This window comes from Kurthia populi (assembly GCF_042686175.1).
Lineage (GTDB): Bacteria > Bacillota > Bacilli > Bacillales_A > Planococcaceae > Kurthia > Kurthia populi.
Map to the genome: position 1 here is coordinate 1 of NZ_JBHUOR010000018.1, position 22,191 is coordinate 22,191.

Sequence of the window (22,191 nt, forward strand, 5' to 3'; positions counted from 1 at the left end):
AACGAATTAAGGCAAAATTAAAAATGAGCCCGGTACAATACCGAACTCATTTTATACAAGCTGCTTAAACAAAATAACCGTGTCTAACAATTAGGGGTCACTTCAGCAGTTGTCTTTGGAAGTGCTTTTTTAGTTAATGAACACTTACGATAGCTTAACGAAAATGAAAGCATGTCACAGCTAATTTTCGGGTATACTTAAAGGGAATATAGAAACGATGAGGTGGCATGATGGCAGTGGATTTAACGGGGAAAACGATTTTAATAACAAGTGGTGGTACACTTGAAAAGTGGGATAAAGTACGCGGTCATACAAATATGGCCACAGGAACAATGGGTACATATTTAGCAGAAGAAGCACAGAAACTTGGTGCGACAATTATTTATTTAAATGGCTATTTTGCGAAGAAGCCAACGAATGATGACAATTTATTGCTCATTACTTTTGAGGGCATCGAAGACTTAGGCGAAAAAATCAAGCATTTCGTGACGACACAATCAATTGATGCCGTCATTATGGCTGCAGCGGGCAGTGACTGGCTTGTAGATGAAATTTTAGACCAACAAGGGCAGCCGGTTTTAGAAGCAGGAAAATTATCGAGTGATGAACCACCAATCATTAAATTTAAAAAAGCACCTAAAATTTTACCGCAAATTAAAACGTGGAATGCAGACGTCACACTTGTCGGCTTTAAACTAGAGGATGCGACAAATGAGGAGCTTGTAGCACGTGCAAAAAAACGCATGGACACATCGAAAGCCTCGTTTATGGTCGCTAATCAGTCCGGCTCATTATATACGACCGATGTCGATCATTATATTATTAATGAACAAGGTGACTATGAAATCTTTGCCGGCAAACGAGCTGCAGCGAAGGGTCTTATGGCGACGCTTGCAACGCATTTGAATCATTGAGACTGGGAGATAGTGGAACAAAACCGCTCCTAGGAGTAATAGAAGACAGTGATACAATCTTTTTAGATAGTGGCTCAACGACGCATCCTTTAGCAAAATACATAAAAATGCGTCAACAAATCACTGTTGTAACGAACTCTTTACTCGTCGTCAATGAATTAGTTGATAGTGAAGTAGATGTTTTATTAATCGGCGGCAAATTGCGACATTCAGAAAAATCCATCACGGCGTATGATATGCTTTTTCAATTTGATGCTTTAAATATTCAAAAAGCCTTTATTTGCACTAGTGGGATTTCACTTGAAAATGGACTGTCTGATTATGATATCGATGAAATTCGAACGAGACGTCAAATTATGAAAAATAGTAAACAAACGTATGTATTATGCGACCATTCGAAGTTTGAGCAAGATGTTACAATAAAAACATGTGATCTTCAAGAGCTTGAAGCGATTATTACAGATGCAGGTGTTGATGAAGAGGTAAGGAAACGCTTTAGTGAAGCGGGACATCGGATGATAATTGCCTAGTAGAGAACCATCGTTTTAGCGAACGATGGTTTTTTCATCCCTAAATTCGCTATACTACTAAAGGAGGTGAAAAATATGAAAAAATTTGCATGGCTTATGATACCAGCGCTTTTATTAGGAGCATGTCAGCAGGAAGAGCCGCAAAAAGCAGCTACACCGACGACAAAGACACAAAAAGAAGAACCGCAGCTTCATTTGTCAAATAAGGAAAAGCAGCTACTCGCTGCCAAAGTGACGGAGCGAATGGGTGGACGTCCACTTGTGCGTGATAGTGAAGAGCAGTCGGGGGTGATGTATGCAGATTTACTTAATTTAAATGATTCAAAGCAAGAAGAACTTTATTTTTTGACGAAAACACCAACAGGCTATTTTGAGGAAATATGGGGACTTGTAGATGGGCAAGTTACACAGCTTTATAGTCAGATGATTCGTGTGACAAAAATGACCCAGCGCTCGCTTGTGACGCATAATGAGCATGTCTTTTTAGGAGCAACAATTGCTTATGAAAAAGATGGCTTAAAGCAGTTAAAAAGCACGTATCAGCATGTAGGTGACCAAAAATTAATACTAGATGAAGGTATACATATTGAATTACCACTTGGCTCAAATGAACCAACAGCGGCGAGTAAAAATTTAGTAACAGATGAGCCGGCAACGCTTGCAGAGTATGAAGCGCTCGTAAAATCTTATAAGGTGACACAAACTTTATTAAAAAATGAACAAGGTGTCGTATCAATGGCCGTGCCGTTTAACGCAGCGAACGCTAAGCTAGATACTATTTATAAGCAGTTGACAGGAAAAACGTATCAGGTGAAGTCGAATGTGGCAACGATTTCGACCGAAGAGCAGCAAGAGCTGATGTCGAAGTTAGCCGCATTATCATTGTTCCATGAAAATCGGACATTGACTAATATGACAGATAAAGAACTATCACAATATGCGGCACATGATATTGTCAATGGCGCTTTGCGTTTTTTTGACGTTCATTTTACAGAGATAGCAGAGTCGGTGAAAACGATTGAGGGCTTTGTCTATATTGGCTATAACCGCAATGAACTAGACCCTTTAATGGAGGAAATCTTTGGTCGTAGTGTAAGGTGGCAAAATGTGTCGCTGAAAAATTCTAAATTACCGCATGATTTAATTGTATCTAAACAGTATATTTATTTACCGAAGCTAAAAAACGTACCGAAGGCGACATTGCCGGTTATTCAACATTTAGTGCCGATTTCAGCAGATGAATTTTATGTGGAATTGGCTTTTTATAAACTAGGAAACAATCCATTAGGATATACGGAAGATACTTTTTTAGTGCCTGAGCGGATGTGGTCTGAGGAGATGCGTCGAGCCGTTCAACGAAGCAAACCGAAAAAGGGCTATGCGCTCGTGAAAAAAGACGATACCTTGCAAATTGAAAAAATTATTTTTGATGAAACACTATCATATAATGAATTAATAAATACTCGCTAGTCTATATAGAATAAAAAAACAGCGCCATTTAGCGTTGTTTTTTATTTATGCTTTCTTCAAACAATTTTTCGATTTGCAGTAAATCATTTGCAGGTAATTGAGACCGAATAAAAACGGTTGGTTTTGCACTGTTTAATTGTATTCGTGAACAAATAATATTAACATCTGCTTCTTCCACAGTATCAACAAACGCTAATAAAAATCGACCTTTAAAATGCGTTTGTAAAAATTGTTTTGCATATTGTTGGTAAAGTAATGAGAAGTCACAGAAAAAATAAATTCGGATTGTTGGAATAAAGCTATCTATTGGGATTAAAACGTTACACAATGTTAAGTGTACTGCACGGAAATGGTCAGATTCACACATTTCCATGGCGGTAGAATAACTTTCCCATAGTGTATTAAAACGTTCCATATATAATGGGGAAATCGTTTCTAACCGTTCAAAGTCGATTGAATTAAATGTCGCAACAAGCCAGTAATCAATATGGAATAGCTGACTTGCAATATAGTTTTTATAAAGTGTAGCGCTGACAAACTGTTGCTCGTGAGTAGTTAACGGGCGAAATTGTGCTTCAAATTGTTCAATCCACAGTTGCAAAGAGACCGTCTCTTTTGAAAATTGATGGTAAAGCGGGGCATAGTCAATGACAGATTCTAAATTAATAATATCAAACGTATCATAGACCAATAATAAAATGCGCCAATCATCATCTGTCCAATTTTCTAAAAAAGGAGGACGAGCAGGAATAGAAGCCGCATAAAATAGTTGTTGCTCCTGTTCGGTCAAGTCAACATGCTTGAACAAGCGTCTTTCTGTTAGAAGTATAGATAAGGAAAGGGTTTGAAGGCTTTCTTGTACATAAGGAATTTGTAAGTAATCAAAAATCTTTGAGGTACGTTCTATATAAAAAGAAACATTTTCTAAATTTGGTATAAGTGGTAATGTTCGATGAGAAGAGAAGAGAAAAATTGTCCCGAGTATACGAATTTTATGTTCAGGTCCTTCAACTGATAAGGTAGAACCACATGAAAAATGGAGTCCGTAAACAGTCATATAACCATTGATTTCTTTTATCTTTCGACGCAACTTCGACTCGCTAATATGGACAGCTTCACAAAAATCATATGTATCAATGGATTTATGTAAAAAAGTCTGCATAAAAACTTCATATGCTAATTCTCTTGAATAAATATAATCAACATAATTTTGTGTATGAATCGTATGACGAATAAAACGTATGCCATGATGCTTATGAATAATAAATTCTGCTTCATCAGGCTGATAAATTTCTTCAACTTCAGCTTTAAGTTCACGGCACATTTTTTTAATTGTTTCTACACTAGCATAGGCAAGTTTACTCGCTAAAAATTGGCTAGATACAAAGTCATCTTGCTTATCAAGTAGTTCAATAAGATCTTTTTTTAACCATGTTGCCTTCGAAATGCCAAACATTTGGGCTACCTCCTTCAACTTTTTATTTACTGAGGAACAAAAGCTGACTTAGTAAAGTACTCTTATTTTACTATAAAATAGAATGTAACAGGATATAGAATTTAGAAAATTCTTAACAAATAGGAGGGGACAATGTGATTGCAATCGTGCAACCAATTTATGTCGCGAAGATAAAGAGAGCCAATGAGCCCATTTGGAAAGATCTTATTTGTCAAAACAGTTACCAATCAGAGGATTATATGGGAGAGTGTTTTTACGTATATGAAGAACGAGTACATCAGGGAAATCGTTTTTTTTCGTTGCAGCGCACGATGATTAGTGAACCAATTGGTTGGATGAATGAGAAAAGTTTGATGCTTTCAGCGTATGTCGAATTACCAAAATCTGAACATATTTATCATTTTTCAGGAACAGGCATGTGTTATACACATCCCAATGGTGGCCGCATGGATCAATTGTATCCAGCACTTCATATTTTTGAAGGGCAAGCTTTTTTACCACTTGAAACAGTGAAAATCGGCAATAATATTTGGCATCGAGGCAAAATAGGTGATACAAGTGCATGGGTTCAAGCTACTCATTTAATCTAATTTTTAGTGCTTGCTAGTCTATATAAAATAAAATATATTTGTAAATAATCATTTATAGCGAAAAGAGAGGGTTTACTCCGCCGGTGGACGTTCTCTTTTCGCTATATTTTTATGAGGCACAATTTTTGACTTTGAAAACCGATAAGTTTACTTTTATATGGAAGGAGTGATGAATTAATGACTTATTTAACACCATTTACATTCAATAACGGCGTGACATTACGTAATCGCTATGTGATGGCACCGATGACAACCTATTCTGCAAATGCAGATGATACGGTTTCAGATGAAGAAATTGCGTATTACAAGGAGCGCTCATATGGCGTTGGGGCAGTCGTGACAGCTTGTACATATGTCATTGCAAATGGGAAAGGCTTCCCAGGACAAATTGCGGCTCATACGGATGCTTATATTCCTAGTCTTTCAAAAATAGCTTCAGCGATTCACGAAGGTGGTTCAAAAGCGATTTTACAAATTTACCATGGTGGACGCCAAGCAGTACGTGAATTAGTACCAAATGGTGATGTCGTTAGCGCGAGTGATACAGTAGCGGCAGATGGTGGCAGTGCGCGTGCGTTAACAATTGATGAGATTCACGACATCATTCAAGCATTTGGTGAAACGACACGCCGCGCGATTGAAGCAGGCTTTGACGGCGTTGAGATTCATGGTGCGAATACGTATTTATTACAGCAATTTTTCTCAGGCTTTACGAATCAGCGCAACGATGTGTATGGTGGTTCTGTTGAAAAACGTATGCGCTTCCCATTAGAGGTTGTAGCAGAAGTGAATCGCGTAAAGGCTCGCTATGCAGACAAACAATTTATCGTAGGATATCGTTTTAGTCCAGAAGAGCCTGAAGAGCAGGGGATTACAATGGATGAGACGATTCAATTAGTAGATCGCTTAGCAGATGCGGGATTAGATTATTTGCATATTTCACTAGGTGATTTCCGTGCGAACGCGCGTCGTTATAGCGGTGAAAAAGAAAATCGTATTCAAATCCTGCATCGTGTCATTCGTGGTCGCGTACCGTTTATCGGTGTAGGCTCTATTTATTCAAAACAAGATGCACAACAAGCAAGTGAGACTGGCGCAGAGCTACTAGCGCTTGGACGTGAGCTGTTAATTGAGCCACATTGGGTTGAAAAAATTGCAGCAGGAGAAGAGGTTATTACGGAAATGGATATGACGCGTGATAATGTCATTCCTGGACCGTTAATGGATATGATGAAATTACGTCAAGGCTGGGTTCCGGGCGTCAAATAAATATAAAAAGAGACTTTGACATATTTTCATATAAGCATAAGAAAAACCGGAATTGCGCGGTGGCGCGGTTCCGGTTTTTCGTTGCGAACGTTAAAAAAGGAGAATGACGTGTTTTGGCCGAGTCTCTTTTTTTATATTATTTCTTTTCTTCGTTTTTCTTTACCCAATAATCAGCGTTTTTGATACCAAGTTTGATTGGATCAAATGTAGGATCTTTACCTTCTTTTTTCTGTTGTTCATAGTCTTTTAAAGCAATTAATGTTGGCTTCACTAAGAATAGTAAGGCGATAACGTTTACCCAAACCATTAGGCCAAGACCGATATCACCGAGCGTCCAAGCAGCCGTTGATGTTTTTACAGAACCATAGTATAGCCCGATTAAGAAAATTAATTGCATAAAGATAATCGCAATTTTTAATTTTTTACCTTCTAGGAAGTACGCTAAGTTTGTTTCGGCAATATAGTAGTATGCCATGATTGTTGTGAAGGCAAAGAAGAATAATGCAATCGCAACGAAACCAGCACCAAATCCTGCAAGAGGGAATGCGTGCTCAAGTGCTGCCTGTGTATAGGCCGTACCCGCTTCTACACCTGGAATATGTTCAACAATAAATTCACCCGCTTTTGGACCCGACTCATAGGCTACATTGTATTGACCTGTGAATAGAATAATGAAAGCTGTTGCGGTACATACTAAGAATGTATCAAAGTAGATTGAGAATGCTTGTACAAGACCTTGTTTAACAGGGTGAGATACCTCTGCAGCAGCGGCGTGGTGAGGGCCAGTACCTTGACCAGCCTCATTGGCATAAATACCACGTTTTACACCCCATGCGATGGCAGCACCAAGAATTCCGCCAAACATTTCATTGGCACCAAATGCACTTGAGAAAATTAAACCAAATACAGTTGGAATTTGATCAACATTTAAAATGATAATAATAAGTGCGATTAAAATATAGGCACCTGCCATAAATGGTACGATAATTGAAGCAACTGTTGCGATACGTTTTACGCCACCAACAATAATGATACCAATAAAGATAACTAAGAAAGTACCTGACACCCAGGCAGGAATATTAAAGGCATTATTCATTGCGTCTGCAATTGAATTTGATTGTACAGTAGGCATTAAAATCGCCATTGCTAGTACACCAACAACTGCAAAAACCATCCCTAACCACTTCTTGCCTGAAAATTTATGAATGTAGTAGGCAGGACCACCACGATAAATACCGTTTTTCTCCTCTTTATAAATTTGAGCAAGCGTCGACTCTACATATGCCGTTGCGGCACCGATAAAACCAAGTACCCACATCCAGAAGATTGCCCCAGGGCCACCGAACGCGATTGCTGTTGCGGTACCCGCGATGTTACCTACACCAATACGGCCAGATAATGCCATTGCCATCGCTTCAAATGATGAAACACCAGCTGATGATTTTTCTCCTTTAGCCAATTGCACGAACATGTCTTTGAAGAAGCGAACCTGCACAAAACGTGTCATAAACGTAAAAATTAAACCAACAATTAAAATACCGTAAATCATGACAGGGCTCCAAAGCCAGTTATTGACTGTCGTTAACATTTCCTCCATAACATCACCTCTTTTATAAAATTATTCTTTCTGCATATTATTATATTCTGACAATTCATAACATTCAATACAATTTTAGCATGAAAATCATAACCAGGTAAAAGTATCCAATATATTAGATGCTTTAAAGCATTGATATTAAAGAGAAAACGAAGTATTTTAGAGCATCTGTTTCAAATAAATATTTTTTGTGAAAAATAAATTGTTATTTGAAAAAGAATATTGTAGAAAAATGACTAATTGGATGAAATCAAAAAAAGAGCTACTTTTTCGTAGCTCCTGTCAGACTTATGCATAATTTTCTAAAAATGCATGGCCCGCTTCTGTAACCGTTACATCACCGACACCAAATGTAACCTCACAATTTCCATCCGTCAACATGCTTGAAATACCAATTACATAATGATGTTGCTTTGCTTGTTGAATGGCCTCATGCATTTGCGCGTCATTTAATGTATTTTCCCATTTTGTATAATCCCGATTAAAGCGTGCTAGATCTTGAAGTAGTGCATAAAGATGGTCCATCAGAACCCCTCCTTCCGTTATCGTCTTTATCATACGCCAGTGAGCAATAAAATTAAAAAAATAAGCCCCTTTCTTTACAAAAATAATCGAGGGTGCTATGATAAATCTATAAACTGACGAACGTTCGTAAGGGAGATGATGAAATGACACAGCAAGATATTATGAATGCAGGATTACGTAATTTTGCAGAGCATGGCTATGAAGGGGCTTCAATGGCGATGATTGCGGAGACAGTAGGCATTAAAAAACAATCGATTTATACGCATTTTAAAAATAAGGATGCGTTGTTTTTAGCTGTATGTGAGGAATGCATTACACAGGAAATGAATTTTATCCAATCTGTCATTGAAACACAAACAGATTATAAGCAATTGTTTGAGCGTTATATTATACGTTATCAGGAAAATGATGCGACGAAGTTTTGGCTGCGTATGATGTTCTTTCCACCACAGCATTTGTACACAGAAGTGATGGATGGGGTATACCGCTATTTAGATGCTATAGAGGAACTTGTAACGGAAATGTTTAGGGTGTCGGAGGTAGTGACAAACGAAGTAGCGCCAGCGGTTATGGCGCAAGCTTACTTGGCAATCTTAGATAGTATGTTTGTTGAATTATTATATGGTGATGCCAGTCGTGCAACGCGTCGTCTAGAAGCCGCATACACGATTTTTGAACGTGGCATTTAGGAGGAGAAAAAATGAAAAACTGGATGTATGTACTTGCAGCAGGTCTTGTAGAGATTTTATGGGTATTTGGCTTAAAGGCATCAGAGTCTGTCTTAGAATGGGCGGGAACTATCGGCTTAATCGTCATTTCCTTCTATTTAATTATGAAGGCAACTTCGCATTTACCGGTCGCGACTGTGTATGCAGTATTTACGGGTATCGGGACAGCGGGCACAGTTGCTGTTGGGATGCTATTTTTAGACGAGCCATTTAGTTGGTTGAAGATTTTATTTATTACGACATTATTAGTAGGTGTTATTGGCTTAAAACTTGTCACAGGTGAAAAGGAGGCAGCTTAACATGGCTTGGATCGCATTAATTGTAGCAGGTTTATCAGAAGTAATCGGTGTAAATGGAATGAATATGCTGGCGCGTCGTGATAAGCGTGGCCTATTTGTGATGATTATTGGTTTTATCATCAGTTTCTCGCTCTTAAAATATGCGATGATGTCGCTTCCGATGGGCATGAGCTACGCTATTTGGACAGGGATTGGTACAGTGGGTGCTGCCTTGATTGGAATGTTTTTCTACGGTGAGTCTAAAAGTGCGCTACGTCTAGCGTGTATCGCGCTTATTCTTGGCTCAGTGATTGGCTTGAAATTAATCGCGTAAATGACAAGGCCTGATTTAGTATCAGGTCTTTTTTTATTGCATGAAAACGCCTTCCAAATTATAGTAATGAAAAGGAGTGGTGCAAGATGTGGAAAAAAATAGGCCTCATTATTTTAACTGTAGTCGTTGTTTTTTTCATTGCGACGATCACATTAACCATTTTACAAAAGACAAAGCAGCCTGAGGTGAAAAAAGTAGCTGTAGCGATAGATGAGAACAAGGCTCTTAACCATTTATCGCAATCGATTACCTTTCAAACGATTTCATACGATGATCGCACGAAAATCAATTTTAAGCCGTATGATGAGTTTTTATCTTTTTTAGAAAAAACGTATCCACATGTATATGATGAGCTGGATGTAAAGCACATTAATGACTACAGTGTCTTATTTAAGTGGAAGGGACAAAGTAGTGACGCACCGATTGGGCTCATGGCGCATTATGATGTTGTGCCTGTCGCAAAAGGAACTGAAAAGAACTGGGAACAGCCACCATTTAGCGGCGTAATTGATGATAAGTACGTTTGGGGGCGCGGTACATTAGATGATAAAGTAGGCGTTATTGGTATTTTAGAAGCTGTGAATCATCTGTTAGCAGAAGGCCATAAGCCAGCACAAGACCTTTATTTACTCTTTGGTCATGATGAGGAAATTGGTGGCGATGAAGGTGCAGCAAAGATTGTCGCGTACTTAGAGAAGGAAGGCATTCATCTGCGTTATGTGCTTGATGAGGGGGGTGTCATTGTAGAGGATATGGTGCCAGGTGTAAGTGAGTCGATTGGCGTTATTGGAATTGCAGAGAAGGGCAGTGCGAATGCAACGCTCACAGTAGAGGGAAGCGGCGGTCATTCATCACAACCAAAGGATGTTACCACACTTGGGCGTTTAGCACATGCCATTTCAGCTCTTGAGGAAACACAATTTCCAAGTGATATTCAGGGCCCTACAAAAGAGATGTTCACCTATGTGACACCAGAAATGTCCTTTGGTTACCGATATGTATTTGCGAATCAGTGGGTATTTAAGCCGATTATTAAATCCATTTTACTCGACAAACCTGCTACAGCGGCTGTTACACGAACAACGATTGCCCCAACCGTTTTAACTGCAGGAGATAAGACAAATATTTTACCAGAGAAAGCGACGGCTACAATTAATATGCGCGTCATTCCTGGCGATACATTGGATTCGTTGAAAAAGGAAATCGAAAAAATTATTGATGACAACCAAGTGCAAGTCCATGTAGAAGGCGAAGTCGCATCAAGTGTGTCTAAAACAGATAATGCAGCCTTTAAAGAAATTCAACAGGCTGTTTTAGCGACGCATGACAATACGGTTACTACGCCTTACATTATGATTGGAGGAAGTGACGCCAAGCACTATCAAGATGTCGCCGATGATACGTACCGCTTCTTACCAATCGCGATGGAGAAAGATGGCTTAGAGCGAATGCATGGCACAAATGAGCGTATTGAAAAACAAGCATTTATCGATGCGATTTCCTTCTATGTAACCTTAATTAAAAATAATATGAACTAAGTAATAAGGAGGCTACCATGTATAGGTAACCTCCTTTTTTAGCCATTCATCGTTTTTAATGTTAATAAATCCATGACATTATTAATTAAATAGGTAGGCTCTTCTGCTAATAAACTTTCTTGTGAATGGCTACCCCAGGTCACCGCACATGTTTTAATACCAGCCGCCTTTCCCATTTGCAAATCAAATGTCGCATCCCCAATCATGACCGCCCTTTCAAGCGGAAAGTGATGCCGCTGCTGTAGTAGGAAAATACTTTCTGGATTTGGCTTATGCTCTGCGACCATATCGGCACCAATCACATCGCTAAAATAATCACGAATGCCAATGAGTGTCAAGTTGCGTAATAACGCATTACTATGTTTGCTAGACGCAACATAGCATGCATCTAAGTTGGAAAGTGTTTGTAAAACTTCAGGGATACCATCGTAGACATGGATATATTCTTTTTCATATTCTTTATATAAAATGCGAAATAATGTAATAAGTTCAGCTAAATCTGTGTCATTGAGTGGTTCAGCTGCCATTGCTTGAAATGATTTTTCAATTGGAATGCCCATATAGTAGGTAATCGTTTCATCGCTTGGTACGGTTAAATCTAAATCAAAATAAGCTTTGCGTGTCGCAATTAAACTACATTCACGTGAATCTGCTAATGTCCCGTCAAAATCAAAGATAAAGACCATTCTAGCCCACTCCTTTCAAGTCACGTACGTTATTCTTTACCCGAAAAAGGCAAAAGTTGAACAGCACCATAACAGCTAGTACGCAACGTGTTAAATAATTTTTTAAAAATAATAATATCGTCGATTGGTAAAAGAAAAAATTATGAAAGGTTTCGAGTAGAAAATGATATTTATGTCCATTTTATGCGTGTTGTTAGTTTCGGTGATGAGTGTTGTCTATCTTTTGTGTTACAATTGGATACTTTTAGGGTATAAGTTTCAGTAGAAAGGGGAGAAGCATATGCTGAAATTAGAACATTTATCAAAAGTATATCGGGGTGGCAAGAAGGCAGTAGATGACCTCAATATCGAAGTGGAAAAGGGTGAATTCATTGCCTTCATCGGTACGAGTGGGAGTGGGAAGACGACCGCCCTTCGTATGATTAATCGAATGATTGAACCAACAAGTGGTACCATCACATTAAATGGTGAAAATTTGATGAAAAAGAATCCGGTGGCACTACGACGCTCCATTGGGTATGTTATTCAACAAATTGGCTTAATGCCACATATGACAATCCGCGACAATATTACCCTCGTACCAAAGCTTTTAAAATGGTCAAAAGAGAAGAAGGACCAAAGCGCCGAAACATTAATCGACCTTGTTGACCTTCCTCGTAGTTATTTAGACATGTACCCTGCACAGCTATCTGGTGGTCAGCAGCAACGAATTGGTGTCCTACGTGCACTTGCTGCGAATCAAGACATTATTTTAATGGATGAACCGTTTGGTGCGCTAGATCCTATCACACGCGATACCCTACAAGATTTAATGAAGGACTTACAGCAGCGTTTAGGCAAAACGGTTATTTTTGTGACACATGATATGGATGAAGCCATTAAGCTTGCGGATCGTATTTGCATTATGCATAACGGGCAAATGGTGCAGTTTGATACACCAGATAATATTTTAGCCGCGCCAGCGAATGACTTCGTACGTGAATTTATCGGCTCACATCGCCTGATTCAAAACAAACCAAGTGCCAAACTCGTAGATGATGTAATGATCAAGCCGATTACGATTTCAATGGAGAAAAGCATTGATGAGGCGATTTTAATGATGGTCAAACGTCGTGTTGATACGTTGTTTGTTGTCGATGGAAAAGAACATTTACGTGGCATGATTACAGTCGAGGCTATTACAACGAATCGTAATTCGACAGATACGGTGTCTGATGTGATGACAAAAGATATTTATGCCGTACATACGGGCACGAAACTTCAGGATACTGTACGTCGAATTTTACGTCGTAATTTAAATAATATTCCAGTAATTGATGATGAAAAACATCTTGTGGGGCTTGTCACCCGCGCAAACATCGTCGATATTGTGTATGACACAATTTGGGGCGATGAGGAAACAGAAAAAGCAGAATAGGGGGCGTTATCCATGATGGAATTTATTCAAGCTAATAGTAGCGATATGCTAACGAAAACATGGGAACATCTCTACATTTCGCTAATTGCACTGGGCCTCGGCATTGTTGTCGCAGTGCCAGTCGGTATTTTGTTATCAAAAACGAACAAGGTCGCGAAAGTCGTTTTATCGATTACAAGCGTGCTGCAAACATTACCATCACTCGCAATTTTAGCGTTAATGATTCCATTTTTAGGCGTGGGGGTTGTCCCTGCAATTATCGCATTATTTATTTACGTACTATTACCGATTTTAAATAATACATACTTAGGTATGCGGTCGGTAAATTCAAACTTAGTCGCTGCGGGAACAAGTATGGGCATGACCCGTTGGCAAACGATTTATATGGTCGAATTGCCGCTTGCGATTCCTGTGATTATGGCAGGGATTCGTCTATCAGCCGTCTATGCCATTTCATGGGCAACACTCGCATCTTATATCGGTGCTGGCGGATTAGGCGACTTTATTTTTAACGGTTTAAACTTATATCAAACAGACTACATCGTAGCAGGGGCTGTCCTTGTTACCGTACTCGCACTACTTGTTGATTTTATTTTAAGCCGTGTTGAAAAATGGGTGACACCAAAAGGCTTGCGTGTCGAACGATAAGGGGGAAGGATAATGAAAAAGCTTATGGCACTTTTAGCTTGTAGTATCCTACTCGTTTTAGCGGGATGCTCAAGTCAAAACGCTGTTGAATCAGGAGATCAGGTCACGATTGCGTCTGTTTCTACAACAGAAAGCTCCATTATGGCCTATATGCTACGTGATATGATTGAACATTACACAGATGAAGAAGTAGAGATGATTAATAATTTAGGAACGAGTACGACACTTCACCAGGCAATGCTGAACGGGGATGCGAATGTTTCTGCAACGCGCTATACAGGAACAGATTTAACAGGGGCACTCGGTGAGGACCCAATTTCGGACCCTGATAAAGCATTATCAACGGTTAAAAAGCTAACGAAAGAACGCTTTAATCAAACATTCTTTGATTCGTATGGCTTTGAAAACACCTATGCTTTTTTAGTCACAAAAGAAACAGCAGATAAATATAATTTAAAAACCGTCAGTGATTTAGGGAAGGTCGCAAAAGATTTACAAGCCGGGGTAGATACTTCTTGGATAAACCGCGAAGGGGACGGCTATAAGGGCTTTACACAGGCATATGGTTTTGACTTCAAAAAAGTATATCCAATGCAGATTGGGCTTGTCTATGATGCACTACAGGCAGGGAAAATGGATGTGGTCCTAGGCTATACAACAGATGGTCGTATTAGCAGCTATGACTTAGTCGTGTTAAAGGATGATAAACAGTTCTTCCCGCCATATGATGCGAGTCCACTGGCAACAGATAAGTTACTAGAGAAAAAACCGGAAGTAAAGGCGGCAATTGAGCGCCTAATCGGTAAAGTTTCGACAGAGCAAATGCAGAAGCTAAACTATGAAGCGGATAATGATTTAATTGAGCCGTCAATCGTAGCTGAGCGCTTCTTAGAAGAGCATAATTACTTTAAAGACGATAAAGGAGGCGAGTAAAAATGGCAGATATGAATACACTCGAGCAATTTTTTTACTACCTCTCTGAAAACGGCTCTTATGTAGTACTTCAATTTTTAAATCACTTTTTAACATCGATTTACGGCGTATTGCTTGCGGCAGTTGTTGGTATTCCGATTGGCGTGTTAATTGCGAAGTATGGCAAGCTCTCCGGACCGATTATTACAATCGCCAATATTATTCAAACGATACCAGCACTCGCATTACTCGCGATTTTAATGCTTGGTATGGGACTTGGTCGTCCGACGGTTATCGTTGCCGTATTCCTATATGCGTTACTACCCATTATTAAAAATACGTATACCGGCATTACAAATATTAATCAAGATTTAATTGATGCGGGTAAAGGCATGGGCATGACGCGAAGTCAAGTGCTCTATATGATTGAGTTACCGTTATCCTTGTCTGTTATTATCGGTGGTTTGCGCATCGCACTTGTTGTGGCCATTGGTGTCGTAGCCATCGGGGCGTTCATTGGTGCCGGTGGTCTTGGCGATATTATTATTCGCGGGACGAACGCAACAAACGGTACAGCGATTATTTTAGCAGGAGCGATACCAACCGCGTTAATGGCGGTCATTGCTGATATTATTTTAAGCTTTGTTGAGCGTCGATTAGACCCAGTGAAGCGACATAAAAAAGCTTCAACACCAGAAGTACAATCATTAGAGAATTAATAGAGGCTGGCACAAAACACGTTATTTTCTTTTTTTAACGTTCGCAACGAAAAACCGGAATCGCGCTATGGTGCGATTCCGGTTTTTCTTATGCTCATATAAGAGGTTGTTTGAACATATATGTCCTAGCCTCTTTTTTACCCTTTAAATTCCTCAAATGGCTGAATCGTTAATTTCATTTGTAAAATGCCTAATTGCTCATCTGATAAGCCATAAAAATCTGTTGCTGCATTATTCAGTGCTGTTACAATGAACGGTCCGAAAATACGCATTGAAAATTTATCTTCATCTGAAGCGATACGGAATGAAAAGCCTTCTTGGTCATATTGCGCGTTTTCATCACAAAATAGTACGACATTTGGTACGACATCATTTAAGCTAGCTGGCGCTAATTTGCGCTCCTCTAAGCCAAGTTGATCTAATGCCCATGTAAAATCAAGCTGACCTTCCTTCGACATTATTTGAACCCCTTGATCGGTTGCGATAAGATAATGCATCTCTAAATCCCCCTAAGTGTTTTTCTTCTAAATTGGAACCATAAAAATATGGAGCGAACATATAAATCAATTAATAATGCGAGCCAGACACCTGCAATGCCCATATCGAGTGTGATACCTAGTACATACACACCGACAATGCGTAGTCCCCACATACCAACCGCAGTGGCATACATCGGTGTTTTCGTATCACCGGCACCTTGAAGTGCACCAGCTAACACAAAGCTCATCGCTACAGCCGGCTGTGCAAAAGCATCAATGCGTAGCGCCGTGACGATTTGGTCAATGACTACAGGATCGTCAGTAAACCAGCGTGCCATCCATGGACAAAAAATAAACATGAGCACCCCAAGTACAGACATTACAACAATCGTTACAACTGTTGACAGCACCCCGTATTCAAAGGCTTCCTTCATACGCTTTGCCCCAATACTAGCACCAACAAAGGTCGTTGCCACAACCGCCATCCCATACCTCGGCATAAACGTAAATGCCTCAATATTTTCAGCAATCATATGTGCCGCATACGTGTCCGCTCCGATTTTAATAATCAAACCAAAGTACACAACCTGCCCAACACGCATAATGAGTCGTTCTAGTGCAGCGGGTGTAGCTAAAGCTAGGAGCTGCTGCAGGAGTGTTGCATCATTTGGGCTACGCCAACTGAAGCGCAATGCCGTTTTTTGGACCGCTTGATACAGCCAAATACTATTCACGATTCGAATGAAGACAGTCGCATACGCAGCACCCGCCACGCCGCCATCAAGTACGATAATAAAAATATAATCAAGCCCGATATGAATGATGTTCAGGATAAAGCTGATTTTAAGCGGAGTTGTTGTATTACCAGTAGCGCGAATGACGCTTGCGAGCACCATTGTTAACGAAATAAAGAATGCAGGAATACCAACAATGCGTAAATAAACCGCACCTAGCTCAACAATTGCTTCTCCTGCACCCATGACGCGTAGCATATGCTCGGCAAAAAACTGCGTAGCTAACCCAAAGAAAATACCAGAGACAAGCGCGAGAATCGTGGATTGTCTTGCTGTCTGCCGTGCTTTGCTTATATTGTCTGCACCTAAATACCGTGCAATCAGTGACGAAGCGCCGACACCAATTGCCATAAAGATAGCCATATAAATCGCAATAATTGCATTGGCGATACTGACCGCCGTCACTGCATCTAAGCTAACCTTTGAGACAAATAGTGTATCGACAAAACCAACGAGTGTTTGCAAAATGTTTTCAAACATAGCCGGAATGCCCATGACAAGGATAGCTCGTAATTTTTTCTTTCTTGTATTATATTGCTCAAGTTGTAATTTTTCCATCATGCTAAAAGTATAGCACAATAGTTGCGCTTTTCGTCTAGAGCCTTTAGAGTGGATTATAGAAGGTGAGGTTTTTTCATGAAACGTATTGCACTTGATATGGACCAAGTAATGGCAGATTTGGTCGCAAAATTTTTAAGCCGCTTTAATGAAGATTTTGATAAAAACTACACGAAAGAAGATGTTGTAGGCAAACGCTTACCAGAGCTAGACGAACAGGCACCACAAGCACTATACAATTATTACGGGGACCCTACATTCTTCCGCGATTTACCAGTCATGCCACATAGCGTTGAAGTCGTAGAGCGTCTAAGTGAACACTATGAAATTTATATTGCGACAGCAGCAATGGAAGTCCCCCCATCATTTATGGCGAAATTTGAATGGCTACAACAATTTTTCCCAACAATTCCACAGCATCAATATGTTTTTTGTGGCGATAAAAGTGTCATTCAAGCAGATTATTTAGTCGATGATACGGCTCTTCAACTAAATCGTTTCAAAGGCACTGGCGTGATGTTTACGGCGCCTCATAATATGAATATGGAGTATCCAATTCGCGTGAATGATTGGCTTGAGGTAGAAAAATTTTTCATGGATGAATTAAAAAAATAATAAAAACCCCGAGAGGACTGCACAAATCCTCTCGGGGTTTTTGCTTAAGATAGTAACGCGAGCTTATTAAAGCGTTTATGCGATTTATAATGATCTCGCGGTAATATGTGTAGCACCTGTTCAATAAAACGCTCGGTATTTAGCTCAATGTCTTGCTCATATGCGGTGATAGCACGTTCAAAGCGAGCACATTGCACTTCATCTTCTAGTACATTCATAACTTGTGCAATAGCAGGTTGGGCTGCGTCAATTGGATAAACAAGCTGTTTTGGTATTAAATAATCCATATTGATTTGTTCTTGCCCCGGTAGCACAGAGGCGACAAAAATAGGTATACGTTTTACAAAAGCTTCTGAAATTGTTACACCACCAGGCTTTGTGATGATGCCATCTACTTGCTCATAGAGTGCATTCATCTCTTCTCGGCTAGAAATATACGCAAGTGGTGTCACATTTGGTACCTTACTTGTCTGTAGTGTATCAAAAAGTTTTTGATTATTGCCACATAGCACCGAAAAATGCGTATCTGGATAGGCACTACACTGTGCTGTAAGAGAAGCTATATCGCCTAAACCGCTATTCCCACCCGCTACAAGTAAATGCTTTGCCTTTGAGCTTTTTACTTGTTTCACACGCGTCATAGCTGGATGAACAGGAATACCTGAGATTAAAATTTGCTCCGGTGCAATATTGAATGTTGTTTTTAAATGCTCACCAACTGCTTTTGACGGTACTAAATGAAGATCGACACCGTCCTTTGCCCACACACCCCCTGCAAAAAAGTCCGTATAGGCGTTAATGACAGGCATAGAAATATGCCCTTTCACTTTTAAGTTGCCGACAGCATGCGAAGGGAAACTATGTGTACAAATGACCGCTTCTGGTTTCTTTTCTAAAATGATGCGTTCAAGTGTTTCCTCCATCAAGTTTTCCCATGGTGAAAATGGTTTAAAATTATATGTTTGTTGATTGAATTGCTTCGCGTAAAACTTACTGTACGAGACGGGATGCTTTTGAATCCATGATAAGTAAATACGTGAAATCATTTTTTCAATACGTGGAAATGTATAGTTGAAAATATCGAGCTTTTCCACTTCTTGTGATGGGTCTTGTTTTTTTATATGAGCAGCAATGGCATCTGCCACTTGATGATGCCCAGACTGCATTTGCATAAATGGTAAAATCAAAATCATAATTAACACGTCCTTTACGTCCAAATAAAGTGCGACAAAATGTATTATTTTTTGCTTTGTACTTGTTTACGTTTATGTTTAATAAAGAAAAATAAAATAAATGCAAGGCCAATAAAAATACCAATAAAAGGTAAATATTCATAACGAATTGTCACAACATTGGCAGTAGCATAGCCAAGCATCATAAAAGGCACTACCCATATTGTCGTACCAATTAAACTTACAATGACATAAGGGATAAATGGGATTTTTGAAATACCGGCTAAATAAGGATTAATTTGACGAGCCCCTGGAATAAATAGGCCAATGAGCAATGCTTTTTTATAATTTGCTTCATATTTTTCCTTAAAGGCTTGTACTTTAAAATCACTCATTTTCATTAGTTTCGTTACTTTGTTAAAAACAGGCGCTCCTGCATAACGGCCAACAGCATAACTTGATAAGAAGCCTATAAAGACACCGAAAAATGCGGAAAGAATTGTTGGCAGTGCTGGTAGCGTGTGTTGATGAATTAAAATACCAATAATAACAACCAATGTTTCCTCTGGTGCTGGGATGCCCACGACACCAAAGAAAAGACAAACAAAAATAATTAATGGTCCATAGCTTTCGACAAGAGATAATACATGGCTAGTGTCCATTTTTTTCTAACCACGCTTTCGGGTCTGTGAACTGCTGACCTTCGAGCGTAGCCTGGTGAAGAAACTGCGATAATTGATGCAGCATATAGGCTGGGGCAGTGTCGTCTGCTCCAGGGTTTTGTCCACAATCATGCAATACATAAGTTGCGCCGTCTTGACGCTTTGCATGAAGTTTTTGTAATAATGTCGTTTGACATGTACGGATTTTCCAATCGCCAAAAATCCCTGTCCACATAACAGGTGTTAAATTTAGCTTGCGAGATACTGGTAAAGTCGCGAGAGAAATATGACCATAAGTTGGTCGATACAAGGCAACCTTCGACTGTGTAAGGTTTTCTACAACCTCTTTTGCGTGTGCGACTTCTTTATATAAGCCAATAGGTGACAGTCGGTAACTATTTTTATGCGTATAGTGATGAAGTCCAATCACATGGCCTTCTTGTTGCATACGCTTAATTATCTCTGGGTAACGCTCCGCTTTTTCCGCAACAACAAAGAAAATGGCTTTTATTTCGTATTGTTTTAAAAGATCAAGTAGTTGCGGTGTATATGCTGGATTAGGTCCATCATCAAATGTCAACATGACTCCTGGCATACCATTATTCTGCACGATGCCATAGGAAGTACTACGGATAAACACTGTAGGTATGACAGTGTAGGCTGCTGCAAGTCCAACTGCAGCGGCAAGTATTTTTTTCATAATAACCAACCCCTCATAAAATAGAACGTTCAATTTGTAAAAAGGTGTCCTATATTCCATTATTTCGTTGAATATGTTATTTTTCAATGCCTTTTTTGAAAATGCTGGATGAAATAAAAACTTTTTCAGGTAACAAGAACGTCTATTCGTTGAACTAGTTTGGTAAAGGAGCTCCTTACATGACAAAAAGACACGACATACGTGCGCAGTTTGTGGCATGTGTAACGGATTATAAAGACGATTTTTATCGTTTAGCATATAGCTATGTAAAAAATCAGCAGGATGCGCTTGATATTGTGCAAGATGCGATACAAAAAGGCTTACAGGCACTTGAGCGCTTAGAAAAAATGGATTCGATGAAAAGTTGGTTTTATAAAATTGTTGTACGAACAGCTATCGACTTTTTACGAAAACATAAGCGTGTAACGGTAATGGATGATGACACGCTTGACTATTTACAAAGTGGCGCAGAAGACCATTACGAAGATATCGACTTACACGAGGCACTTGAGCGTTTACCAATCGAATATCGCACTATTATTGTTTTACGTTATTTTGAAGATTTAAAAATCGATGCTATTGCAGAAATAGTAGATGAAAACGTTAATACCGTTAAAACAAGATTGTATCGTGGTTTAAAATTATTACGTATTGAAATAACGGAGGGAACCGTTCATGAATAAAAAATTGCATGAATTACGAGAGGAATACAAAAATATACCGATTCCTGTGGAGTTAGATAAGCTTGTCACAGAAGCATTGCATGAAAAGCCGAAGAAAAAACGGTTTGTATGGCCGATGACAAGCGTCGCAGCAGCAACGGTCTTTGTTGCATCGGTAAACCTAAGCCCTGCAGCAGCGGATACATTATCCAAAATTCCTGGCGTCAAAGAGCTTGTTGAGGTTGTTACATTTGAAGAAGTACATTATGGCAAGGGCACGACAAAAATTGATGTAGCGACACCGAAAGTGAGTGGACTCGAAAACCAAACGCTTGAAAATAACATAAATGCAGACTACCAAGCAACAACAGAAAAACTGTATCAAGAATACAAACAACAAAAGGGACATTTTGCAGTGGATAGTGATTATAAGACGATTACCGACCATCATGGCATTCTATCGATTGAGCAAACGATTCTACGTGTACAAGCATCTGGCTATGAGCAGAAACGCTATGTGACCCTTGATACGAAAAATGAAGCGCTTATTACATTACCGAGTTTATTTAAAGATACTTCTTATATAGAAGTCATTAGTGAAGAGATTATTCGCCAAATGCATGCGCAAATGAAAGTGGATGACAATAAAATATACTTTGTAAATCCGGAACAGGAACCTGTTGATGTTTTCAAAAGTATTCATAAAAATCAACAATTTTATATTAATGATAAAGGCAAGCTTGTCATTTCGTTTGATGAATATGATGTAGCACCAGGCTATATGGGGGCTGTTCAGTTTGTCATTCCAACGAAGGTGATTCAATCGATTTTAGTAGGGGATCGCTATATTCGATAAAAAATAAGGGAAGTACGTTTTGTCGTACTTTCTTTTTTTATGTACCAAAAGAGGGTGTGGCAGCCACATAGCAACGAATAAT

Annotated in this window: 25 protein-coding genes; 16 read left to right on the plus strand and 9 right to left on the minus strand. The window is 39.3% G+C overall.

Going from position 1 to position 22,191, the window contains the following annotated elements:
- The first annotated feature begins 230 nt into the window (after nt 1–230).
- The 3 genes from ACFSY7_RS02745 (at nt 231) to ACFSY7_RS02755 (ending at nt 2,914) form a co-directional block, all read left to right on the plus strand.
- Nucleotides 231–914: a phosphopantothenoylcysteine decarboxylase domain-containing protein gene (locus ACFSY7_RS02745; RefSeq protein ID WP_126991855.1), complete on the plus strand. Its 684-nt coding sequence runs from the start codon at nt 231–233 to the stop codon at nt 912–914.
- Nucleotides 911–1,444 (plus strand): DeoR/GlpR family DNA-binding transcription regulator, encoded by a 534-nt coding sequence (locus ACFSY7_RS02750; RefSeq protein ID WP_380146725.1) that lies wholly within the window; start codon nt 911–913, stop codon nt 1,442–1,444. Before ACFSY7_RS02745 ends, ACFSY7_RS02750 begins: the two co-directional genes overlap by 4 nt.
- Before the next feature lie 75 nt (nt 1,445–1,519).
- On the plus strand, nt 1,520–2,914 hold the full coding sequence (locus ACFSY7_RS02755) for a hypothetical protein (RefSeq protein ID WP_380146726.1): 1,395 nt from the start codon (nt 1,520–1,522) through the stop codon (nt 2,912–2,914).
- Between the two features lie 28 nt (nt 2,915–2,942).
- Here the strand turns inward: ACFSY7_RS02755 and ACFSY7_RS02760 are convergent, their stop codons facing one another.
- Nucleotides 2,943–4,370 (minus strand): helix-turn-helix domain-containing protein, encoded by a 1,428-nt coding sequence (locus tag ACFSY7_RS02760; RefSeq protein ID WP_380146727.1) that lies wholly within the window; start codon nt 4,368–4,370, stop codon nt 2,943–2,945.
- A 134-nt stretch (nt 4,371–4,504) separates the two neighbouring features.
- Here ACFSY7_RS02760 and ACFSY7_RS02765 point away from each other — a divergent pair, with 134 nt between their 5' ends.
- Both ACFSY7_RS02765 and ACFSY7_RS02770 read left to right on the plus strand, forming a co-directional pair.
- Entirely contained in the window at nt 4,505–4,960 is a 456-nt protein-coding gene (locus ACFSY7_RS02765) for a hypothetical protein (RefSeq protein ID WP_380146728.1), read from the plus strand.
- Nucleotides 4,961–5,137: 177 nt separating this feature from the next.
- A complete protein-coding gene (locus ACFSY7_RS02770) occupies nt 5,138–6,229 on the plus strand; it encodes an NADH-dependent flavin oxidoreductase (RefSeq protein ID WP_139993559.1) in 1,092 nt (363 codons plus the stop codon).
- Nucleotides 6,230–6,365: 136 nt separating this feature from the next.
- On the opposite strand, the gene ACFSY7_RS02775 is transcribed toward ACFSY7_RS02770, so the two are convergent.
- Nucleotides 6,366–7,826, minus strand: a complete 1,461-nt coding sequence (locus ACFSY7_RS02775) for an alanine/glycine:cation symporter family protein (protein WP_380146729.1) — start codon at nt 7,824–7,826, stop codon at nt 6,366–6,368.
- A gap of 288 nt (nt 7,827–8,114) precedes the next feature.
- Complete coding sequence (locus tag ACFSY7_RS02780; protein ID WP_126991848.1) at nt 8,115–8,351, minus strand: hypothetical protein; 237 nt, start codon at nt 8,349–8,351, stop codon at nt 8,115–8,117.
- A gap of 143 nt (nt 8,352–8,494) precedes the next feature.
- Here ACFSY7_RS02780 and ACFSY7_RS02785 point away from each other — a divergent pair, with 143 nt between their 5' ends.
- From ACFSY7_RS02785 to ACFSY7_RS02800, 4 genes are all read left to right on the plus strand, one after another.
- On the plus strand, nt 8,495–9,040 hold the full coding sequence (locus tag ACFSY7_RS02785) for a TetR/AcrR family transcriptional regulator (RefSeq protein WP_126991847.1): 546 nt from the start codon (nt 8,495–8,497) through the stop codon (nt 9,038–9,040).
- A gap of 11 nt (nt 9,041–9,051) precedes the next feature.
- Nucleotides 9,052–9,378, plus strand: a complete 327-nt coding sequence (locus tag ACFSY7_RS02790; RefSeq protein WP_126991846.1) for a DMT family transporter — start codon at nt 9,052–9,054, stop codon at nt 9,376–9,378.
- A gap of 1 nt (nt 9,379) precedes the next feature.
- Entirely contained in the window at nt 9,380–9,691 is a 312-nt protein-coding gene (locus ACFSY7_RS02795; protein ID WP_126991845.1) for a DMT family transporter, read from the plus strand.
- 86 nt (nt 9,692–9,777) lie between these two features.
- The gene (locus ACFSY7_RS02800; RefSeq protein ID WP_380146730.1) at nt 9,778–11,229 is read left to right on the plus strand and encodes a M20 family peptidase; all 1,452 of its coding nucleotides are present in this window, start codon (nt 9,778–9,780) and stop codon (nt 11,227–11,229) included.
- Nucleotides 11,230–11,267: 38 nt separating this feature from the next.
- Here ACFSY7_RS02800 and ACFSY7_RS02805 read toward each other — a convergent pair whose 3' ends face one another.
- Entirely contained in the window at nt 11,268–11,915 is a 648-nt protein-coding gene (locus tag ACFSY7_RS02805; RefSeq protein WP_380146731.1) for an HAD family hydrolase, read from the minus strand.
- A 280-nt stretch (nt 11,916–12,195) separates the two neighbouring features.
- Here ACFSY7_RS02805 and ACFSY7_RS02810 point away from each other — a divergent pair, with 280 nt between their 5' ends.
- Genes ACFSY7_RS02810 through ACFSY7_RS02825 form a run of 4 tightly spaced genes read left to right on the plus strand, consistent with a single transcriptional unit; the run spans nt 12,196 to nt 15,611 of the window.
- Nucleotides 12,196–13,332 (plus strand): betaine/proline/choline family ABC transporter ATP-binding protein, encoded by a 1,137-nt coding sequence (locus tag ACFSY7_RS02810; RefSeq protein ID WP_126991842.1) that lies wholly within the window; start codon nt 12,196–12,198, stop codon nt 13,330–13,332.
- Between the two features lie 12 nt (nt 13,333–13,344).
- Nucleotides 13,345–13,980, plus strand: a complete 636-nt coding sequence (locus ACFSY7_RS02815) for an ABC transporter permease (RefSeq protein WP_139993565.1) — start codon at nt 13,345–13,347, stop codon at nt 13,978–13,980.
- A gap of 12 nt (nt 13,981–13,992) precedes the next feature.
- On the plus strand, nt 13,993–14,913 hold the full coding sequence (locus tag ACFSY7_RS02820; RefSeq protein WP_380146732.1) for a glycine betaine ABC transporter substrate-binding protein: 921 nt from the start codon (nt 13,993–13,995) through the stop codon (nt 14,911–14,913).
- Nucleotides 14,914–14,915: 2 nt separating this feature from the next.
- Entirely contained in the window at nt 14,916–15,611 is a 696-nt protein-coding gene (locus tag ACFSY7_RS02825) for an ABC transporter permease (RefSeq protein WP_126991839.1), read from the plus strand.
- A 137-nt stretch (nt 15,612–15,748) separates the two neighbouring features.
- Here ACFSY7_RS02825 and ACFSY7_RS02830 read toward each other — a convergent pair whose 3' ends face one another.
- Entirely contained in the window at nt 15,749–16,108 is a 360-nt protein-coding gene (locus ACFSY7_RS02830; protein WP_126991838.1) for a hypothetical protein, read from the minus strand.
- 2 nt (nt 16,109–16,110) lie between these two features.
- Complete coding sequence (locus ACFSY7_RS02835; protein ID WP_380146733.1) at nt 16,111–17,445, minus strand: MATE family efflux transporter; 1,335 nt, start codon at nt 17,443–17,445, stop codon at nt 16,111–16,113.
- Between the two features lie 75 nt (nt 17,446–17,520).
- Here ACFSY7_RS02835 and ACFSY7_RS02840 point away from each other — a divergent pair, with 75 nt between their 5' ends.
- The gene (locus ACFSY7_RS02840) at nt 17,521–18,057 is read left to right on the plus strand and encodes a 5' nucleotidase, NT5C type (protein ID WP_380146734.1); all 537 of its coding nucleotides are present in this window, start codon (nt 17,521–17,523) and stop codon (nt 18,055–18,057) included.
- Between the two features lie 44 nt (nt 18,058–18,101).
- Here ACFSY7_RS02840 and ACFSY7_RS02845 read toward each other — a convergent pair whose 3' ends face one another.
- Genes ACFSY7_RS02845 through ACFSY7_RS02855 form a run of 3 tightly spaced genes read right to left on the minus strand, consistent with a single transcriptional unit; the run spans nt 18,102 to nt 20,591 of the window.
- Complete coding sequence (locus tag ACFSY7_RS02845) at nt 18,102–19,250, minus strand: MGDG synthase family glycosyltransferase (protein ID WP_126991835.1); 1,149 nt, start codon at nt 19,248–19,250, stop codon at nt 18,102–18,104.
- Between the two features lie 44 nt (nt 19,251–19,294).
- Complete coding sequence (locus ACFSY7_RS02850) at nt 19,295–19,891, minus strand: DedA family protein (RefSeq protein ID WP_126991834.1); 597 nt, start codon at nt 19,889–19,891, stop codon at nt 19,295–19,297.
- Nucleotides 19,881–20,591 (minus strand): polysaccharide deacetylase family protein, encoded by a 711-nt coding sequence (locus ACFSY7_RS02855; protein ID WP_126991833.1) that lies wholly within the window; start codon nt 20,589–20,591, stop codon nt 19,881–19,883. The genes ACFSY7_RS02850 and ACFSY7_RS02855 overlap by 11 nt, the downstream gene beginning before the upstream one ends.
- A gap of 179 nt (nt 20,592–20,770) precedes the next feature.
- Between ACFSY7_RS02855 and ACFSY7_RS02860 the strand changes: the two genes are divergently transcribed.
- Together ACFSY7_RS02860 and ACFSY7_RS02865 are read left to right on the plus strand one after the other, a co-directional pair.
- Nucleotides 20,771–21,274 carry an RNA polymerase sigma factor gene (locus ACFSY7_RS02860; protein ID WP_126991832.1) on the plus strand — a complete coding sequence of 168 codons (504 nt, stop codon included), beginning with the start codon at nt 20,771–20,773 and terminating at the stop codon, nt 21,272–21,274.
- Nucleotides 21,267–22,109, plus strand: coding sequence for a DUF3298 and DUF4163 domain-containing protein (locus ACFSY7_RS02865; RefSeq protein WP_380146735.1), 843 nt, complete (start codon nt 21,267–21,269; stop codon nt 22,107–22,109). The genes ACFSY7_RS02860 and ACFSY7_RS02865 overlap by 8 nt, the downstream gene beginning before the upstream one ends.
- The last annotated feature ends 82 nt before the right edge of the window (nt 22,110–22,191 follow it).

Coding starts and splice junctions, on each gene's coding strand:
- ACFSY7_RS02745 (WP_126991855.1), top strand. CDS start 231: ATGGCAGTGGATTTAACGGGGAAAACGATTTTAATAACAAGTGGTGGT.
- ACFSY7_RS02755 (WP_380146726.1), top strand. CDS start 1,520: ATGAAAAAATTTGCATGGCTTATGATACCAGCGCTTTTATTAGGAGCA.
- ACFSY7_RS02760 (WP_380146727.1), bottom strand. CDS start 4,370: ATGTTTGGCATTTCGAAGGCAACATGGTTAAAAAAAGATCTTATTGAA.
- ACFSY7_RS02770 (WP_139993559.1), top strand. CDS start 5,138: ATGACTTATTTAACACCATTTACATTCAATAACGGCGTGACATTACGT.
- ACFSY7_RS02775 (WP_380146729.1), bottom strand. CDS start 7,826: ATGGAGGAAATGTTAACGACAGTCAATAACTGGCTTTGGAGCCCTGTC.
- ACFSY7_RS02780 (WP_126991848.1), bottom strand. CDS start 8,351: ATGGACCATCTTTATGCACTACTTCAAGATCTAGCACGCTTTAATCGG.
- ACFSY7_RS02785 (WP_126991847.1), top strand. CDS start 8,495: ATGACACAGCAAGATATTATGAATGCAGGATTACGTAATTTTGCAGAG.
- ACFSY7_RS02790 (WP_126991846.1), top strand. CDS start 9,052: ATGAAAAACTGGATGTATGTACTTGCAGCAGGTCTTGTAGAGATTTTA.
- ACFSY7_RS02795 (WP_126991845.1), top strand. CDS start 9,380: ATGGCTTGGATCGCATTAATTGTAGCAGGTTTATCAGAAGTAATCGGT.
- ACFSY7_RS02800 (WP_380146730.1), top strand. CDS start 9,778: ATGTGGAAAAAAATAGGCCTCATTATTTTAACTGTAGTCGTTGTTTTT.
- ACFSY7_RS02805 (WP_380146731.1), bottom strand. CDS start 11,915: ATGGTCTTTATCTTTGATTTTGACGGGACATTAGCAGATTCACGTGAA.
- ACFSY7_RS02810 (WP_126991842.1), top strand. CDS start 12,196: ATGCTGAAATTAGAACATTTATCAAAAGTATATCGGGGTGGCAAGAAG.
- ACFSY7_RS02815 (WP_139993565.1), top strand. CDS start 13,345: ATGATGGAATTTATTCAAGCTAATAGTAGCGATATGCTAACGAAAACA.
- ACFSY7_RS02820 (WP_380146732.1), top strand. CDS start 13,993: ATGAAAAAGCTTATGGCACTTTTAGCTTGTAGTATCCTACTCGTTTTA.
- ACFSY7_RS02825 (WP_126991839.1), top strand. CDS start 14,916: ATGGCAGATATGAATACACTCGAGCAATTTTTTTACTACCTCTCTGAA.
- ACFSY7_RS02830 (WP_126991838.1), bottom strand. CDS start 16,108: ATGCATTATCTTATCGCAACCGATCAAGGGGTTCAAATAATGTCGAAG.
- ACFSY7_RS02835 (WP_380146733.1), bottom strand. CDS start 17,445: ATGATGGAAAAATTACAACTTGAGCAATATAATACAAGAAAGAAAAAA.
- ACFSY7_RS02840 (WP_380146734.1), top strand. CDS start 17,521: ATGAAACGTATTGCACTTGATATGGACCAAGTAATGGCAGATTTGGTC.
- ACFSY7_RS02845 (WP_126991835.1), bottom strand. CDS start 19,250: ATGATTTTGATTTTACCATTTATGCAAATGCAGTCTGGGCATCATCAA.
- ACFSY7_RS02850 (WP_126991834.1), bottom strand. CDS start 19,891: ATGGACACTAGCCATGTATTATCTCTTGTCGAAAGCTATGGACCATTA.
- ACFSY7_RS02855 (WP_126991833.1), bottom strand. CDS start 20,591: ATGAAAAAAATACTTGCCGCTGCAGTTGGACTTGCAGCAGCCTACACT.
- ACFSY7_RS02860 (WP_126991832.1), top strand. CDS start 20,771: ATGACAAAAAGACACGACATACGTGCGCAGTTTGTGGCATGTGTAACG.
- ACFSY7_RS02865 (WP_380146735.1), top strand. CDS start 21,267: ATGAATAAAAAATTGCATGAATTACGAGAGGAATACAAAAATATACCG.